This is a genomic window from Streptomyces sp. NPDC001904 (assembly GCF_040297005.1).
Taxonomy (GTDB): Bacteria; Actinomycetota; Actinomycetes; order Streptomycetales; family Streptomycetaceae; genus Streptomyces.
The window spans coordinates 33944-50218 of the sequence record NZ_JBEOYI010000038.1 but is presented as its reverse complement, the minus strand read 5'-3'; the positions used below and the strand labels follow the sequence as shown (position 1 = coordinate 50218).

The following is a 16275-nucleotide window of genomic DNA, read 5'->3' as shown; positions in this document are numbered from 1 at the left end:
GTTCCCCGCGCCCCTGAGATGCGCACTTCGTGCGCCATCTCATAGGGGAGGCTGCGCGCAGCGCATGCCTCAGGGGCGCGGGGAACTGCGCGAGAAGCCCCACCGGGCCGCGGACAACGACGGCGCCTCGTCACGGGCTCAGGCGTTCCACCCGCCACGCCGGTCCGGCCAGGACATAGCGGAGACGGTCGTGGAGCCGGTTCTCGCGGCCCTGCCAGAATTCGACCGCTTCGGGGCGTACCCGGAACCCACCCCAATGATCCGGCACCGGCACCTCGGTCCCGGCCGGATAGCGCCGGGTCAGCTCCGCGTACCCGGCGTCCAGTTCGTCCCGGGAAGCCAGCACGGCGGACTGCTCACTGGCCCACGCCCCGAGCTGCGACCCGTGCGGCCGGGACCGGAAGTACGCCTCGGTCTCCTCCCGCGACGTCCGCTCCGCCGTCCCCGTCACCAGCACCTGCCTGCTCACCGGGTGCCAGGGGAAGAGCAGCGCGACGTGCGCGTTGACGGCGAGTTCGTGCGCCTTGCGGGAGCCGTAGTTGGTGTAGAAGACGAAGCCCTCGTCGTCGTAGGACTTCAGGAGCACCGTCCGCGAGCTGGGGCGGCCCTCGGCGTCGGCGGTGGAGACCACCATGGCGTTCGGCTCGGCGAGCGGCGAGCCGGGGGCGGCCGCCTGCTTGAACCAGCGCGTGAACTGCTGCATGGGGTGCGGGTCGAGATCGGACTCGTGCAGGCCGCCGTCGTGGGTGCGGTACTGCTCGCGCATGCCGGCCGGGTCGGGTGTGTCGTTCACGGCGTCATCCTGCCGGACGGCGGGACACGGCCGCACGCGGAGTGAGACATGGCACCGAGTGCCGCGAACTCTCGCCATCCGTGGCACCGAGGTCTATCTTCCAAGTGCCGAAACGGTTGAGCAGCCTGCCCTACGGGGCATCACCGGGAGACCTGTCCACGCATCAAGAGGAGCCGCCTGATGTCCGATTTCGATCCGTCCTTCGTACCCGGCCTCGAAGGCGTCGTGGCGTTCGAGACGGAGATCGCCGAACCGGACAAGGAGGGCGGCGCCCTGCGGTACCGGGGCGTCGACATCGAGGACCTGGTCGGCCATGTGTCGTTCGGGAACGTGTGGGGGCTGCTGGTCGACGGCGCCTTCGATCCCGGTCTGCCGCCCGCCGAGCCGTTCCCCATCCCCGTCCACTCCGGTGACATCCGCGTCGACGTGCAGTCCGCGCTGGCCATGCTGGCGCCCGTGTGGGGCCTGAAGCCGCTGCTCGACATCGACGAGCGGCGGGCCCGTGACGATCTGGCGCGGGCCGCCGTCATGGCGCTGTCGTACGTCGCCCAGTCGGCGCGCGGGCAGGGTGTGGCGATGGTGCCGCAGAGCGAGATCGACAAGGCGCAGTCGGTCGTCGAGCGGTTCATGATCCGCTGGCGCGGGGAGCCGGACCCGAAGCACGTCGCGGCCGTCGACGCCTACTGGACGTCCGCCGCCGAGCACGGCATGAACGCCTCCACGTTCACGGCCCGGGTCATCGCCTCCACCGGGGCCGATGTGGCGGCCGCGCTGTCGGGTGCCGTCGGGGCCATGTCCGGGCCGCTGCACGGAGGTGCGCCGTCGCGGGTGCTCGGCATGATCGAGGAGATCGAGCGGACCGGGGACGCCGAGGCGTATGTGAAGCGGGCGCTCGACAAGGGTGAGCGGCTGATGGGCTTCGGGCACCGGGTGTACCGGGCCGAGGACCCGCGGGCGCGGGTGCTGCGGCGGACCGCCCGGGAGCTCGGGGCTCCGCGCTTCGAGGTCGCGGAGGCGCTGGAGAAGGCCGCGCTGGCCGAGCTGCACGCGCGTCGGCCCGATCGGGTGCTCGCCACCAATGTGGAGTTCTGGGCGGCGATCGTGCTCGACTTCGCCGAGGTGCCGGCGCACATGTTCACGTCGATGTTCACCTGTGCGCGGACGGCTGGTTGGTCGGCGCACATCCTTGAGCAGAAGCGCACGGGTCGCCTGGTCCGTCCGTCGGCCCGCTACGTGGGCCCGGGGTCGCGCTCGCCCCGGGACATCGGAGGGTTCGCCGACATCTCCCAGTAGTCCGGGGACCCGCGGGTGCGGGGGCTGATCGCGCAGTTCCCCGCGCCCCTGTCGGGTAGTTCTTTCGCGTGCGGCCCGGTGGCCGCTTCTCGCGCAGTTCCCCGCGCCCCTGTCAGGTAGTTCTTTCGCGTGCGGCCCGGTGGCCGCTTCTCGCGCAGTTCCCCGCGCCCCTGTCAGGTAGTTCTTTCGCGTGCGGCCCGGTGGCCGCTTCTCGCGCAGTTCCCCGCGCCCCTGAGGCATGCGCTGACGCGCAGCCTCCCCCCTGAGGCTGCGCTTCGCGCGCCTCTCCGATGAGGTGCCGCACGAGGCACGCCTCTCTGATGAGATGCCGCACGAAGTGCGCATCTCAGGGGCGCGGGGAACTGCGCGAGCAACCACGACGAGAGCCGCGCGCGGGCGATTGCGCGACCGGTCACTCGATCGGCCACCGGGGATTGGTGGCTCCGGAGTCGGCGGCCGAGATTCGACACAGAGACCCCTTCGAGGTGACGAGGTAGCTGTGCAGGATCCCTTCGTGCTGGCGCAGATACAGGTTGCGAGCGAGTGCCGTGGCCTTACCGGTCAGGTCGTCGCGCCGGAGCCGGGGCAGACGCGGGCGGAGGCGCGCCCGCCCCGCCTGGTCACGGAGGACTGCGGCGGGAGCACCGGGTACGCCGTCGACGCAGAGGTGCCCGCGTGCGGGTGAGGGCCGTGCTGCTGGAGGAGTGCGGAGACCTGGGGGTGGCGTCGGTAGGGCCGTACTTCCTGGTGCAGGGTGTGCAGCAGATGTTCCAGCCGGGGGGAATCGACCTGGGCCCGCTCGTGGAGGGTCTCGCGCAGGCTGGTGCAGGCGGCCTCCAGATGTCCCATGCGTAGTTGTGTCATCGCCTTCAGGCAGGTGGTGATGGCTCGCGTGCGGTGGTGCTCGTCCGGGCGCCGCTCCAGGGACGCGGAGAAGGCCGCGATGGCGGGCTCGTGGTGCCGGAGCAGGGCGAGGGCTTCGCCGCGTTGGTGCTCGAAGGCGGCCCGGCTGTAGGCCGCGTAGGGATCGGACGCCCCGGCTGTGGCCGCCTGGACGAAGTGATCGGCTTCGTCCAGGCAGTTCAGTGAGCGGCGTTCATCTCCTTCGGCCGCGTGGATGGCGGCGCTGCCGGTCAGGAGGAACGCCCGCGTGGCGGAGGGAAGTTGTCGGCGGAGGCGGCCGGCCGCCTCGGCCAGTTCCCTGGCGTCGGCGAGGAACCCGATGGTGCGCGCCTGGTTGGACATGGTGCGCAGGATGATCGCCTGGAGGTTGACGTCGTCGGCCTCGCGGGCAAGGGCCAGGCCGGCGCTGTGGTAGCGCTGCGCGAGGCCGAGGTGGTGAGCGTCGAAGGTGGCGGACGCGAGGAGAAGGGCGAGGCGGGCGACGGAGAGCTGTACGGACTGCCGTTGGGCCGCGGAGGCCTGTGAGGTGAGATAGCTGACGGCGTCCACGGTGACGAAGGCGCGCAGTGCGGTGCGGGCGGCGCCACTGCCGCGGGCTTCGAACAGGGTGCTGAACTGCGTGCTGTAGAGGCTCAGTACCTCCTGGTCGACGCCGCGCAAGGGGCGTGGACCCACGCCCACCTCGGCGGTGCCTGCCGGACCGTCCGGCGCGGAGCCGGCGGTGCACGAGGAGGCCGACCACGGGAGGTGGAGAAGGGCTCCGCGCTGTTGTGGATCGCTTTCCGCCGCGCCCAGTTCGTGCAGGGCCCGGTCGGCGGACGCGGGGTGCGGGGGCCTCTGCGCGGTGTCTCGCGCGAGGAGTCCGGTCTCCGCGGGCGTAACGATCCTTCCCAGGCTCATGGACAGGATCTGAGCCACGAGGTCGGGAACGGGTTGCCGCGGCCGTGATCCACCGAGCCAGTGGGCCACGGCCGTGCGGTCGTAGCGGAACCGGCAGTTCTGCCGTGTCCCGAGCTGGTTGACAGCGCGGGCGAGGTCGCTGTTCGACATCCTCGCCTCGCGAAGCAGGGGCGCGAGCGCGGTGTTGGGGTTCTTCGGCATGGGGCTCCGTGCGATCGCGTCGACCGGATTCGGCACCTGCATTACCGAACGGGAAGATTTGGCCAGTAATAAGGAGTAATGCGAATTCTTTCTTCGTATGCCCCGGATAATAGCCGTTACGCCCGTCTTGCCTCGCGCCGTGCTGCCTAGGGCCTGTCTCCCAGATCCCTCCTGCCCCGCGACGCCTGGCACGCGCTCTCGCCGCACCGGGCACAAGGCCGAGTACATCCAGTACGAGGCCTTGCACCCGGCACGCCGAGAGCACGCACCAGACGCCGCAGGGCCCGCCCTTCGGGCGGACGGAGGGATCTGGGAGACAGGCCCTAGCCCTGAGGGCTCAGCCGCCGTCTCAGCATCTCCCCTACGGCCTGGGGGTCTTCGACGGACGAGAAGTGCCCTCCGGGCAGCTCCTGGGTGCGGAAGTCCGCCGTGGTGAACGCCCGCCACTGTTCGGCGTCCTGAGCGCTCATGTCGGGGTCGTCGGTGTTGTACAGGCAGGTGAGGGGGACCTGCACCCGGCGGCCCGTGGGTTCGTAGTCCCGCAGGAGCCGGAGATCCGCCTCCACGAGCTGTGCGAAGTGCAGACGGGCGTCCCGGTCCCCCTCGTCGGGTCCGGGCAGGGTGAGGACCCGGCTGCTGACGTCGCTCCGGCTGCGCGCCGGGGCCTGGTCGGGGGGAGGGCTGGCGGACACGATGAGCTGCTCGGGGTGTCCGAGGCCGAGGTCGGCGAGGCTCAGACACGTCTCGTAGGCGAGGAGGGCGCCCATGCTGTGTCCCAGCAGGACGTAGGGAAAGCGGGCCCACTGCAGCGCCATGGCGATCTGCTGGGCGAGGGACTGGAGTTGACCGGACATCGGTTCGTCGCCGCGGTCCGCGCGACCGGGGTACTGGACGCCCAGCAGGGCCAGGTGTTCCGGCATGTGGCTCTTCCAGGAGCCGAACACGCCGGCGCTTCCCCCCGCGTGGGGAAAGCAGACCAGGGCGGTGTCACCCGCGTCGCCGAGGGGCCTCAGCCACGTGCGGGCCGGTTCGGGCAGCATGATGCTCATCGGGTGTGCTCCTTCGCCTGCGCTCCTGTGGTGCTGACCAGGTGGGCGAGGTCGGCGATCGTGGTGGCCTTCTGCACCTGCCGCAGCGTGAAGGACGTGTCGGCGATCTTCGACAGGCGCTGGGTCAGGCGCATGGACAGCAGGCTGTTGCCGCCCACGCGATCGAAGTCGACGTTGCGGGCTCGGACCTCCTGGCCCAGCAGGTCGGACCAGATGGCGGCGATGGCGGCCTCCGTGCCCTCACGGACCGGCTCCTCGGTGACGGCCGCGACGTCGGGAGTGGTCCAGGAGGCGAGCTTCCTGCGGTCGATCTTTCCGTTCTGGTTCAGAGGAAAGTCGGGCAGCAGGAGGTACTCCTCGGGCACCGCGTACTCGGGCAGCCACTGGGTCGCGTGCCGGCGCACCGCGTCCGTGTCGATCTGCCCGGTCTGCGGCTGGAGGTAGGTGACGATGCGCCGGGCGGATGTGTCGCCGGCCACCAGGGCGACCGCGCGGGCCACGGCGTCGTGCTGGCCCAACACCGATTCGATCTCGCCCAGTTCGATGCGGTAGCCGTTCACCTTCACCTGATGGTCGATGCGCCCGAGGAACTCCATGACGGCGCCCGGCAGGTAGCGTCCCAGGTCGCCGGAGCGGTACCAGCGGTGGCCGTTCACGGTCACGAACCGTTCCCGGGTGCGCTCCTCGTCGTTGCGGTACCCGGTGGCGACTCCCGCGCCGCCGATCCAGAGTTCGCCGGGCACCAGGTCCGGACAGTCCCGCCCGGCGGAGTCCACGACGCGGTACTGCTGGTTGGCGAGCGGATAGCCGTACGGGATGGAGGTCTGGTCCTCGGGGACCGCCCCGACTTCGTAGAAGTTGGAGTAGATGGAGCCCTCCGTGGCACCGCCGCACGCCACGAACCGTGCCTGCGGGAGCAGCGCGTGCAGGCGTCCCGGCAGGTCCACCGGCACCCAGTCGCCGCCCGTCATCACGAGCCTCAGCGACTCGGGCCTGCGGCTCTCCTCGGCCTGGGTGAGCAGCACGTCGAGGAGCACGGGCACCGAGTCCCAGACGGTGACCCGGTGTTCGTTCATCAGCCGGATCCACTGTGCGGGGTCACGGCGCTGCTCCGGGGCCGCGATGACGACGGAACCCCCGGCCACGAGCGGGCCGAAGATCTCGTACACGGACAGGTCGAAGTCGAGCGCGGAGATCGGCAGGCACCTGTCGGTGGCGCCGACGTCCCAGCGCCGGTTGAGGTCGAGGATGCTGTTCATCGCCGACCGGTGGGAGATCTCCACACCCTTGGGCTGGCCCGTGGAACCAGAGGTGAAGATGATGTACGCGGGACATCGCAGCGGGACCCGCACCGGCTCGCTCAGGGGTGTGGCCCGGTCGGCGAGGGCAAGCGGCAGGTAGAACAGAGGGACGTCCGCCGGCACATCCGGCGCGGGAGACGACTGCGCGACGTCCTGCGCGTACTGCTCGCCCTCGCTCTCCCCCGCCAGTTCCCGGTCGCAGAGGACGAACCGTGCCCCGGCTCGCTTGAGGACGTTCTTGCGGCGCTCCGTCGGCTGCTCGGGGCTGATCGGCACATAACAGCCGCCCGCCGCCAGGACCCCGAGCGCGGCCTGGACCTGGTCCACGCCGTCGCTGAGGCACACCCCCACGGGATCGCCGGCGCTCAGACCGCGGTCCACGAGCAGCGAGGCGGTGCGCAGGGCGGCATCGGCGAGCTCGGCCCGACTCCAGCGGACGCGGTCGCTGAACAGAGCGGGTGTGTCGCCTTCATGTTCGGCATGGCGCAGGACGGCCTCGTGCAGCAGGAGGCTGGAAGTCTCCGCTTCCGTGGCGTTCACCTCGGCGCGTGCGAGCCGCTGGTCGTGGGGCAGGGGGAGGTCCGCGGGCCGATCCCAGTCGCCGTCGGCCAACGCCGTGAGGGTGGCGGCACAGTAGCCGACCATCGCCTTTGCGACGGGCGCGGGCAGAATCTCCTCGACGACGTCCCAGGCCATCTCCAGGGGACCGCCCTCGTACGAGGGGACGACCAGGCAGTCCAGGTAGACCTGGGGTGTCTGAGAGATCATCCAGCTCATCGGGCCGAAGGTCTCCGTGCACGATGCGGGCGCCCACGGCGCGCCGACCTGGGTGTACACGACGCCCAGTGTGCGCAGGTCCTGCCCGCGCTCACGCGCCCACGACACCAGGTCGTGCACGGTCGGCGCCGGGGACCGCAGGGCTGCCGCGGCCCGGGACACCGTCTCTCGCAGGCTGTCCGCGCGGGACAGCGGAACCTGAACGGCCCGCAGGGTGCTGAAGTCGCCGACCACGCCCTCGGCGCCGACGGGGCGGGCGAAGGCGGGAACGTTCAGGACGAAGTCGTCCACCTCGCTCCAGCGGTCCACGGTATGGGCGAAGGCGGCGAACAGCAGGTCCGTCACGGCGACGTCCTCCTGCGCGGCCCGGCGGTCCAGGCGCTCCATCGCCTGCGCGTCGAGCGGCAGATGATGGCGTACGAAACGAGCGCCGACGACGTGGTCGGCGGACGCGGACGACGGCAGCTTCGGCGGGTTCGGCAGCTGTTCAGGCGCCTCGCACGTGCCGGGCGCAGCGGCCCGGCCTTCGGCAAAGGCGGAGAAGTCGAACTCCGCGGGATCCGTGAGCGGCTCGCGCCGGTAGGCCGCCGCCAGGTCCCGCAGCACCGTGTGGATGCTGGGCGGGTCCGCGGCGATCAGAGCCAGACCGACATGCAGCCGTGAACCACCGTCGGGCAGCTCGCTCACCCGCACGTCCAGCCCGCCGCCGCCGTCCGTCACCGGGTGCGAGACGGCCATCTCCGCCCGCACCTGCTCCGATGGCCGGTTCTCCACCCGCAGTGCGGCCGGTGCGCGGACGCTGATGCGGGCGTGGTCGAGATCGTCGAATCGCGCCCGCAGCAGCGCGTGGTGCTCCTGCACGTGTTCCACCGCGGCGGCCAGGCGCCCGGTGTCCAGCCGGGTCCCGTCGAACTCGAAATACATGTGGCAGACCACGCCCCCCAGGGGCCCCTCCTCCTGGCCCAGCCGGTAGGCCTGCTGAACCGGGGTGAGCGCGAACCGCTCCGCAGATCCGGAGTGCTGTGCTTCGCTCTGCATTCGATCTCCTCCAGTGCCCGTCGCGAACAACAGTCATGAACAGGAGGCGACCGCCGCGACGAGCAGCTCCGTGCCGCAGCGTGCCTCCTCTTCGGTCAAGGTCAACGGCGGCATCAGGCGCAGGCAGTTGCCCGCCGTTCCGCCCAGGCCCACCAGCAGTCCACGACGGCGGCACTCCTCGTGCACCGCTGCCGCGAGGGCCGCATCGGGCCCGCCCGCCGCGTCGTGAAAGGCGATGCCGAGCAGCAGCCCCTGCCCCTGCACCCGCGCGCGGTCGCCCAGGCGGCGGCCCAGCTCGTGCGCGAGGGACCGCCCCAACCGGCCTGCGTGCGCCACCAGGCCGCGTGACTCGATGGCCTGCACGACGCAGAGTCCCGCGGCCGCCGCCAGCGGCCCGCCGCCGAACGTCGAGATCGACGGCATCGGCAGCGCGCTCAGGATCTCCCGCCGGCCGACCACCCCGCCGATGGTGAAGCCGCCCCCCAGCCCCTTGGCGAAGACGATCACGTCAGGCCGCACGCCGTGCCACTGGTAGCCCCACCAGCGGCCCGTGCGTCCCCACCCGGTCTGCACCTCGTCCACCACCAGCGGCACCCCGGCCGGGGCCAGGACGTCCTGATAGCCGCGCAGGCGGCCCTGCGCCAGCGGCACCGCACCGGCGACTCCCTGCACCGGCTCGGCGATCAGGGCGGCGACGTCGTCACCGACCTCTTCGCCCAGATCCTGCTGCTCGTCGAGGAACGTCACCGGGAACGGGTTGCGCACCTGGCCCTGCCAGCCGGGCTGGCCGGTACAGGCCAGCGCTCCCAACGTCCGCCCGTGGTACGAGCCTTCCACCGCCAGCACGCGCTCGGCCTTGCGGTACTCCCGCACCGCGAGCAGCGCCGCCTCCACCGCCTCGGACCCCGACGTGGTGAAGAAGACCGCGGCGTCGGGGATGCCGGACCGGGCGGCGATGGCCTCGGCGAGCTCCACCTGCTTGTGATGCAGGTAGAAGGTCGAACAGTGCACCACTCCACTGGCCATCTGCTCACTGACGGCCTTGTCCAGCTCGACGTCCGCGTAGCCGAGGAGATTGACCGCCACACCGCCGTAGAAGTCCAGGTAGCGGCGCCCGTCCGATGCCAGGAGCTCGCGGCCCTCCCCGGCGACGATCTCCAACGGCGTGGAGTAGAAGAGCGGGGGCCAGTGCGCCATCACCTTCCGGTGTCGTTCGTACAGATCCGGACTGCCGTATTCCATACCTCTATGGCGACACATCACCACCAGCCCCGGCGACCACTGACACCAGTGCGTGTGTGAACGTGTTGAACGGAGCGCTCCGTTCAACACGTTCACGCACACGACCCGGGTCACGCGTGAAAAAGGCGGGCCGGTGCGGGGAGGCTGAGCAGCCAAGTCCCTCTGAGCCAAGGAGTCTCATGACGCAGCGCAACGGCACCTGCGAAGATCGGCGCGAGGTCTTCGAGCTGCTCGGTGATCTGTCCACCGTCGACAAGTTCTTCGGCGAACACGTCTCCGACCAGGTCCGGTGGACCATGGTCGGCCGCCATCCCCTGGCCGGTCCCTACCGGAACAAGCGGGACTTCCTCGACGGGACCCTCGAGCAGGTGCGCGCCCGTTCCGGCGGACTGAGCTTCGACCTCAAGGCCATGTACGGAACCGCGGAACAGACGATCGTGATCATGGAAGGCGTCGCCACCGCCAACGACGACAACGCCTACGACCCGTTCTACGTGTGGGCCTGCCGGTTCGCCGACGACAAGATCGTCGAGGTCCAGGCGTACGTCGACAGCTACGTGGTCACCGACCTCATCCACCGGGTGCCCTCCACGCGGGAGGAACCCACGGCGCTGACCGCCGCCCAACAGGCGGAGAGCCGCCGCACGGCGGTACCCGGACCGCTCGGCACCGGCACCCGGTAGCGGGACGCAGCCGTCGTTCCGGAACGGTCAGCGGGACGGGGTCAGCGCGCGGTCCACGATGGCGGTCCACTCGGTGATGACGCGCCGGCGGCGGGCGGCGTCGTCCGTCAGGAGGTTGGCCAGGCCGAGGCCCCGGGCCATGTCGAGCAGGCCCTGGACGACCTCCCGCACCCCGGGCACGGACTCGTCGGCGCCGAGGAGTCCGACGGCGATGCGATGGGTCTCGCGGCCGACCCGGGCCTCCAGGTCGACGACCCGGCCCCCGAGCTGCGGTTCGTTGGACGCGGCGACCCACAGGTGCAGCGCCGCCCGGAACAGCGGCCCGGTGTAGAGGTCGACCAGGGCCGCGACGGCCTCGGCCCGCCCCTGCGGACGCAGCCCGCGCAGCGCGGTGGACCGCTCCTCGGCGACGTACTCGACGGCCGCCGTGAACAGGTCCTCGCGGGTCGGGAAGTGGTGCTGGGCGGCGCCCCGGGACACCCCGGCGTGCTCGGCGACGACGGACACGGTGGAGCCGGACCAGCCGCGCTCGGCCAGGCAGGCCACCGCGGACTCCAGGAGCTTGCGCCGCGTCGCGCGCGAGCGGTCCTGTTTGGGCGGGGTCACAACACCCATGCGGGGTCCCGTCGTTCGAGGAAGGCTGTCATCCCTTCCCGGGCCTGGTCGGAGGCGAACAGCCGTGCCGACAGCGCCGTCAGCGCCTCCGCGTCCCGGTCGAGGGCTTGAAGGACCTTAACCGTGAGCAGCTTCTTCGTCTCGGCCAGGGCGTGCGGGGCGGACCGCCGCAGCCCGTCGAGGACCGGTTCCAGCGCGGTGTCCACGGAGTCCGGGCCGTCCGCGGCGACGGTCACCAGACCGATGCGGGCCGCCTCCGCCGCGTCGAACCGCTCCCCGGTGAGGTAGTAGCGGGCCACCGCGCGGGGGTCCACGCGGGGCAGCAGCGGCATGGAGATGACGGCGGGCGCCACCCCGATGCGCACCTCCGTGAAGGCGAAGGAGGCGCGGGCCGAGGCCGCCGCGATGTCGCAGGCCCCCACGAGCCCGAGGCCGCCCGCCCGTACGTGGCCGTCGACGCGGGCCACCACCGGCTTGCGCAGCGCGACGATGCCGCGCAGCAGGGCGACGAGCGCGGCGGGGTCCGGCGGGTCCTTGAGGTCGGCGCCCGCGCAGAAGGTGGTGCCGGTGTGGGTGAGGACGACGGCGCGTACGCCGTCGTCGCCTTCGGCCCGGCGCAGGCCCTCGGACAGCTCGGCGACGAGGGCCGTCGACAGGGCGTTGCGGTTGGCGGGCGAGTCGAGGGTGAGGGTCGTGACGCCGCGGGTGCGGTCGTGGTGGACGAGGTGCGTGGCTGACATGGCGTGGGGTTCCCTTCACCCTTCCCTGAGTTGACGGCGCAGGATTTTGCCGGAAGCGGCCCGGGGCACGTCGTCGATGAACGCCACCCGGCGTACCTTCTTGTACGGGGCGACGCGTCCGGCGACGTAGGAGAGCACGTCCTCCTCGGTGAGCGCCGGGTCGGAGCGGACGACGAAGGCCTTCGGGATCTCGTTGCCGTCCTCGTCGGTGACGCCGATGACGGCGGCGTCGGCGATGCCGTCGTGGGTGAGGAGCAGGGCCTCCAGGTCGGCGGGAGCCACCTGGAAGCCCTTGTACTTGATGAGTTCCTTCACCCGGTCGACGACGAACAGCCAGCCGTCGGCGTCCACGGTTCCGACGTCGCCGGTGTGCAGCCAGCCGTCGCCGTCGATCATCTCGGCGGTCGCCTGCGGCTTGCCGAGGTAGCCCTTCATGACCTGCGGTCCGCGGACGACGACCTCGCCGGGTTCGCCGGTCGCGACGTCCCTGGCCGGGTCGTCGAGGGAGACCAGCCGCATCTCGGTGGCGGGGATCAGCTTGCCGACGGTCCCGGGCGGGGCGGTGTCCATGGCCGCCAGCGGGACGACGTGCGTGCCGGGCGACAGTTCGGTCATGCCGTAGGCCTGGCCGACCGGCGGCAGGCCGAGCCGGTCCGAGCAGGCCCGTGCCAGGTCGGCGTCGAGCGGGGCGGCGGCGCTGATGACGTAGCGCAGCGAGGACAGGTCGTAGCCCTCCACGGCCGGGTGCTTGGCGAGGGCGAGGACGATGGGCGGGGCCACGTAGAGGCCGTTGATGCGGTGTTTCTCGATCGCCGCGAGGAAGGTGTCGAGGTCGAAGCGGGGCAGCACGACCACGGTGGCGCCCTGCCGCAGCGGGGCGTTCATCAGCGCGGTGAGGCCGTAGATGTGGAAGAACGGGAGCACGGCGAGGATGCGGTCGCCGGGGCCCATCGGCATCATCGGTTCGAGCTGGGCCAGGTTGGTGGCGATGTTGCGGTGGGTGAGCATGACGCCCTTGGGACGTCCCGTGGTGCCGGAGGAGTACGGGAGCGCGGCGACGTCGTCGGCCGGGTCGAGGGCGATACGGGGTTCGGGTGCGTCGGTGCCGAGCAGGTCGAGGAGCGAGCGGTGTCCGGAGTCCCCCGCCGGGTCGCAGACGAATATCTCTCTTATGCCGCCCGCGAGTTCGGCGGCCCGGCGGGCGGCCGCGGCGAACGGGGTGATGGTGACGATCCAGCGCGCGGCGCTGTCCTTGAGCTGCCCGGCGAACTCCTCCGGGGTGGCCAGCGGGTGCACGGTCGTCACGGAGGCGCCGGCGCGGGTGGCGCCGTAGAAGGCGACCGGATAGGCGATGGTGTTCGGGCTGTGCAGCGCGACGACGTCGCCCTTGCGCACCCCGGCCTGGGCGAGCCCGGCCGCCACCTTGCGGTGGAACTGGTCGACCTGCGCGTAGGTCAGGGTCGTGCCGGCCACCCCGTCGACGAGGGCGGGGGTGTCGCCGCGGGCCGCGGCACCCCCGAGCACGGCGTCGTGGATGGGTTCGTCGACGACGTCCACGGCCGCGTACTCACTCCGGAAGACCATGCCAACTCCTCGTCGTTGAAGGTCAGTTGTGCTCAGTAGTACTCGGTAGTACTCGGTAGTACCCAGTGGTGCTCAGTAGGACTTGGGAAGCCCGAGGGTCTGGTGGGACACGTAGTTGAGGATCATCTCGCGGCTGACCGGCGCTATCCGGGCCACGCGCGAGCCGGTGATGAGCGAGGCGAGGCCGAACTCGCGGGTCAGGCCGTTGCCGCCGAGGGTGTGCACGGACTGGTCGACGGCGCGCACGCAGGCCTCGGCGGCGGCGTACTTGGCCATGTTGGCGGCCTCACCGGCGCCGACGTCGTCGCCCGCGTCGTACAGGGTGGCCGCCTTCTGCATCATCAGGCGGGCCAGTTCCAGCTCGATGTGGACCTGGGCGAGGGGGTGGGCGATGGCCTGGTGGGCGCCGATCGGGGACTTCCAGACGGTGCGGTCGCGGGCGTACTCGACGGCGCGGCCGAGCGCGTAGCGGCCCATGCCGATCGCGAAGGCGGCCGTCATGATGCGCTCGGGGTTGAGCCCGGCGAACAGCTGGAGCAGCCCCGCGTCCTCGTCGCCGACGAGCGCGTCGGCGGGCAGCCGGACGTCGTCGAGGGTCAGCTCCCACTGCTTCTCGGGCGCCTGGAGCTCCATGTCGATCTGGCGGCGGCCGAAGCCCTGCGCGTCCCTCTCCACGATGAAGAGGCACGGCTTGAGGTTTCCGGTACGGGCGTCGGAGGTGCGGCCCACGATGAGGGTGGCGTCGGCGATGTCGACGCCGGAGATGAACACCTTGCGGCCGTTGAGGACCCAGGAGCCGTCGTCGTCGCGGCGGGCCGTGGTGGTGATCCGGTGCGAGTTGGACCCGGCGTCGGGCTCGGTGATGCCGAACGCCATGGTGCGGCTGCCGTCGGCGAGCCCGGGCAGCCAGGCGCGCTTCTGCTCCTCGGTGCCGAACCGGGAGATGACGGTGCCGCAGATGGCGGGCGAGACCACCATCATCAGCAGCGGCGATCCGGCCGCCCCCAACTCTTCGAGGACGATGGAGAGTTCGCCGATTCCGCCGCCTCCGCCGCCGTACTCCTCGGGGAGGTTCACGCCGAGGTAGCCGAGCTTGGCGGCCTCGGCCCACAGCTCCTCGGGGTGGCCTCCGGCGCTGGTGATCCGGGTCATGTAGTCGCGGCCGTACCGCTTGCCGAGGGCGGCGACGGCGGCGCGCAGGGCGCGGTGCTCTTCGGTTTCGAGGACGGGAGCGTTCACGACTGTTCCTCCTGGACGACGGCGAGCAGGGCGCCCACCTCGACCTGGTGGCCGACGAGGGCGTGCAGGGCGGTGAGCGTTCCGGAGGCGGGAGCGACGATGCGGTGCTCCATCTTCATGGCCTCCAGCCAGATCAGGGGCTGTCCGGCGGTGACGGCCGAGCCCTCGCCGAGTCCTTCGGCGACGCGGACGACGGTGCCGGGCATGGGGGCGAGCAGGGAGCCGGGGGCGCGCTGCTCGCTGGGGTCGGTGAAGCGGGGCAGGGCGACGAGCGCGGCGCCGTTCACGTACACCCGGCCTTCGCCGTACGCGGCGACGTCGAAGGTCCGGCGCACGCCGCCGATGTCGAGGACGACGCGGTCGGGTGCGGCGTGCAGGACGCGGACGCCGGCGGCGACGTCGTGCAGGGTCGCCGTGTCCGGGTCCGTCCCGCCGCGGGTGACGGAGACGCCTTCGAGTCCGTGCCGGCCGTGCCGGTAGCGCACCTCGTAGGCGATGTCGTGCGGCACGCTGCGGTAGCTCCTGCTGTGCGGCTGCGAGGGCACGTTGCGGAAGCCGCCGAAGCGCGAGTGTCCGGTGGCGGCCTGGGCGAGGGCGGCGGCGAGCGGGGCGTACGGGTCCTCGGCGGGGGCGGTGAGGTCGTCGAGGTGGCGTTCGTAGAACCCGGTGTCCATGCGGGCGGCGGTGAACTCGGGGTGGCGCAGCGAGCGGACGAGCAGGTCGCGGTTGGTGACGGGGCCGTGCACGGCGGCCCGTTCCAGGGCGCCGGCGAGGGCGCGGACGGCGGCGGCGCGGGTGGGCGCGTGGGCGACGACCTTGGCGAGCATGGCGTCGTAGTGCACGCCGATGGTGTCGCCGTCGGTGTAGCCGGTGTCGAGGCGGACGCCGCCGGGGACGGCCAGCCGGTGCAGGGTGCCGGTCTGCGGGGCGAATGCCGCGGCCGGGTCCTCGGCGTACAGGCGGGCCTCGACGGCGTGGCCGTGCGGCTCGGGCGGCTCCGGGTCCAGCGCCTCCCCCTCGGCGATCCGCAGCTGGAGCGCGACGAGGTCGAGGCCGAACACGGTCTCGGTGACGGGGTGTTCGACCTGGAGCCGGGTGTTCATCTCCAGGAAGTGCGCGGTGCCGTCGGCGACGAGGAATTCCACGGTTCCCGCGCCGACGTACGACACCGAGCGGACCGCGCGCGTGGCCAGCTCGTGCAGCCGGGCCTCCAGCTCCGGGCCGATGCCGGGCGCCGGGGCCTCCTCGACGACCTTCTGGTGGCGGCGCTGGAGCGAGCAGTCGCGGGTGCCGAGCACCCACACGGTGCCGTGGGTGTCGGCGAGGACCTGGACCTCGACGTGGCGCCCGCCCTCGACATAGGGCTCGACGAAGACCTCGCCGTCGCCGAAGGCGGACAGCGCCTCGGCCCGGGCGGCCCGCAACTCGGTGTCCAGATCGGCGAGTTCCCGTACGACGCGCATGCCGCGCCCGCCGCCGCCCGCGGCGGCCTTCACGAGGACGGGCAGGTCGGCGGCGGTGACCTCGCCGAGCGGGGCGATGCCCATCAGCTCCTTGGCGCGGGTCTTGGACGCCATCGCCTCGATCGCCTCGGGCGGCGGGCCGATCCAGGTGAGCCCGGCGTCGGTGACGGCGCGGGCGAAGGCGGGGTTCTCGGAAAGGAAGCCGTAGCCGGGGTGCACGGCGTCGGCGCCCGCGTCGAGGGCGGCCTTCACGACGAGGTCGGCGCGGAGGTAGGTGTCGGCGGGGGTGGCGCCCGGGAGCCGTACGGCGAGGTCGGCCTCGCGCACGTGCAGGGCGTCCGCGTCCGGGTCCGAGTGCACGGCGACGGTGCGGATGCCCAGCTCACGGCAGGTGCGGAAGACGCGGCAGGCGATCTCGCCGCGGTTGGCCACGAGGACGGTGGAGATCATGGGG

Annotated in this window: 12 protein-coding genes; 2 read left to right on the top strand and 10 right to left on the bottom strand. The window is 71.8% G+C overall.

The annotated features are described in order from the left end of the window. Positions 1–130: 130 nt before the first annotated feature. Positions 131–766 (bottom strand): pyridoxamine 5'-phosphate oxidase, encoded by a 636-nt coding sequence (gene pdxH, locus ABT127_RS36260; RefSeq protein WP_351459842.1) that lies wholly within the window; start codon positions 764–766, stop codon positions 131–133. Positions 767–973: 207 nt separating this feature from the next. On the opposite strand from pdxH, the gene ABT127_RS36255 reads away from it, so the two are divergent. After that, entirely contained in the window at positions 974–2086 is a 1113-nt protein-coding gene (locus tag ABT127_RS36255; protein ID WP_351459839.1) for a citrate synthase 2, read from the top strand. A 561-nt stretch (positions 2087–2647) separates the two neighbouring features. Here the strand turns inward: ABT127_RS36255 and ABT127_RS36250 are convergent. From ABT127_RS36250 to ABT127_RS36235, 4 genes are all read right to left on the bottom strand, one after another. Further along, on the bottom strand, positions 2648–4090 hold the full coding sequence (locus tag ABT127_RS36250) for an NsdA family TPR-like regulatory protein (protein WP_351459836.1): 1443 nt from the start codon (positions 4088–4090) through the stop codon (positions 2648–2650). A 323-nt stretch (positions 4091–4413) separates the two neighbouring features. Then, a complete protein-coding gene (locus ABT127_RS36245) occupies positions 4414–5139 on the bottom strand; it encodes a thioesterase II family protein (protein ID WP_351459833.1) in 726 nt (241 codons plus the stop codon). Further along, positions 5136–8255 carry an amino acid adenylation domain-containing protein gene (locus ABT127_RS36240; RefSeq protein ID WP_351459830.1) on the bottom strand — a complete coding sequence of 1040 codons (3120 nt, stop codon included), beginning with the start codon at positions 8253–8255 and terminating at the stop codon, positions 5136–5138. Before ABT127_RS36240 ends, ABT127_RS36245 begins: the two co-directional genes overlap by 4 nt. A gap of 33 nt (positions 8256–8288) precedes the next feature. Beyond that, entirely contained in the window at positions 8289–9452 is a 1164-nt protein-coding gene (locus ABT127_RS36235; protein ID WP_351459827.1) for an aspartate aminotransferase family protein, read from the bottom strand. Positions 9453–9676: 224 nt separating this feature from the next. On the opposite strand from ABT127_RS36235, the gene ABT127_RS36230 reads away from it, so the two are divergent. Further along, positions 9677–10180: a nuclear transport factor 2 family protein gene (locus tag ABT127_RS36230; RefSeq protein ID WP_351459824.1), complete on the top strand. Its 504-nt coding sequence runs from the start codon at positions 9677–9679 to the stop codon at positions 10178–10180. 27 nt (positions 10181–10207) lie between these two features. Here the strand turns inward: ABT127_RS36230 and ABT127_RS36225 are convergent, their stop codons facing one another. The 5 genes from ABT127_RS36225 to ABT127_RS36205 form a co-directional block, all read right to left on the bottom strand. Beyond that, entirely contained in the window at positions 10208–10795 is a 588-nt protein-coding gene (locus tag ABT127_RS36225) for a TetR/AcrR family transcriptional regulator (RefSeq protein ID WP_351459822.1), read from the bottom strand. Next, positions 10783–11535, bottom strand: a complete 753-nt coding sequence (locus ABT127_RS36220) for an enoyl-CoA hydratase family protein (RefSeq protein WP_351459819.1) — start codon at positions 11533–11535, stop codon at positions 10783–10785. Before ABT127_RS36220 ends, ABT127_RS36225 begins: the two co-directional genes overlap by 13 nt. 15 nt (positions 11536–11550) lie before the next feature. Beyond that, positions 11551–13119: a 4-coumarate--CoA ligase family protein gene (locus tag ABT127_RS36215; protein WP_351459817.1), complete on the bottom strand. Its 1569-nt coding sequence runs from the start codon at positions 13117–13119 to the stop codon at positions 11551–11553. A gap of 72 nt (positions 13120–13191) precedes the next feature. Beyond that, on the bottom strand, positions 13192–14358 hold the full coding sequence (locus ABT127_RS36210) for an acyl-CoA dehydrogenase family protein (RefSeq protein WP_351459815.1): 1167 nt from the start codon (positions 14356–14358) through the stop codon (positions 13192–13194). Then, on the bottom strand, positions 14355–16271 hold the full coding sequence (locus ABT127_RS36205) for an acetyl/propionyl/methylcrotonyl-CoA carboxylase subunit alpha (RefSeq protein ID WP_351459813.1): 1917 nt from the start codon (positions 16269–16271) through the stop codon (positions 14355–14357). The genes ABT127_RS36210 and ABT127_RS36205 overlap by 4 nt, the downstream gene beginning before the upstream one ends. Positions 16272–16275: the final 4 nt, after the last annotated feature.

Coding starts and splice junctions, on each gene's coding strand:
- pdxH (WP_351459842.1), bottom strand. CDS start 766: ATGCGCGAGCAGTACCGCACCCACGACGGCGGCCTGCACGAGTCCGAT.
- ABT127_RS36255 (WP_351459839.1), top strand. CDS start 974: ATGTCCGATTTCGATCCGTCCTTCGTACCCGGCCTCGAAGGCGTCGTG.
- ABT127_RS36250 (WP_351459836.1), bottom strand. CDS start 4,090: ATGCCGAAGAACCCCAACACCGCGCTCGCGCCCCTGCTTCGCGAGGCG.
- ABT127_RS36245 (WP_351459833.1), bottom strand. CDS start 5,139: ATGAGCATCATGCTGCCCGAACCGGCCCGCACGTGGCTGAGGCCCCTC.
- ABT127_RS36240 (WP_351459830.1), bottom strand. CDS start 8,255: ATGCAGAGCGAAGCACAGCACTCCGGATCTGCGGAGCGGTTCGCGCTC.
- ABT127_RS36235 (WP_351459827.1), bottom strand. CDS start 9,452: ATGGCGCACTGGCCCCCGCTCTTCTACTCCACGCCGTTGGAGATCGTC.
- ABT127_RS36230 (WP_351459824.1), top strand. CDS start 9,677: ATGACGCAGCGCAACGGCACCTGCGAAGATCGGCGCGAGGTCTTCGAG.
- ABT127_RS36225 (WP_351459822.1), bottom strand. CDS start 10,795: ATGGGTGTTGTGACCCCGCCCAAACAGGACCGCTCGCGCGCGACGCGG.
- ABT127_RS36220 (WP_351459819.1), bottom strand. CDS start 11,535: ATGTCAGCCACGCACCTCGTCCACCACGACCGCACCCGCGGCGTCACG.
- ABT127_RS36215 (WP_351459817.1), bottom strand. CDS start 13,119: ATGGTCTTCCGGAGTGAGTACGCGGCCGTGGACGTCGTCGACGAACCC.
- ABT127_RS36205 (WP_351459813.1), bottom strand. CDS start 16,271: ATGATCTCCACCGTCCTCGTGGCCAACCGCGGCGAGATCGCCTGCCGC.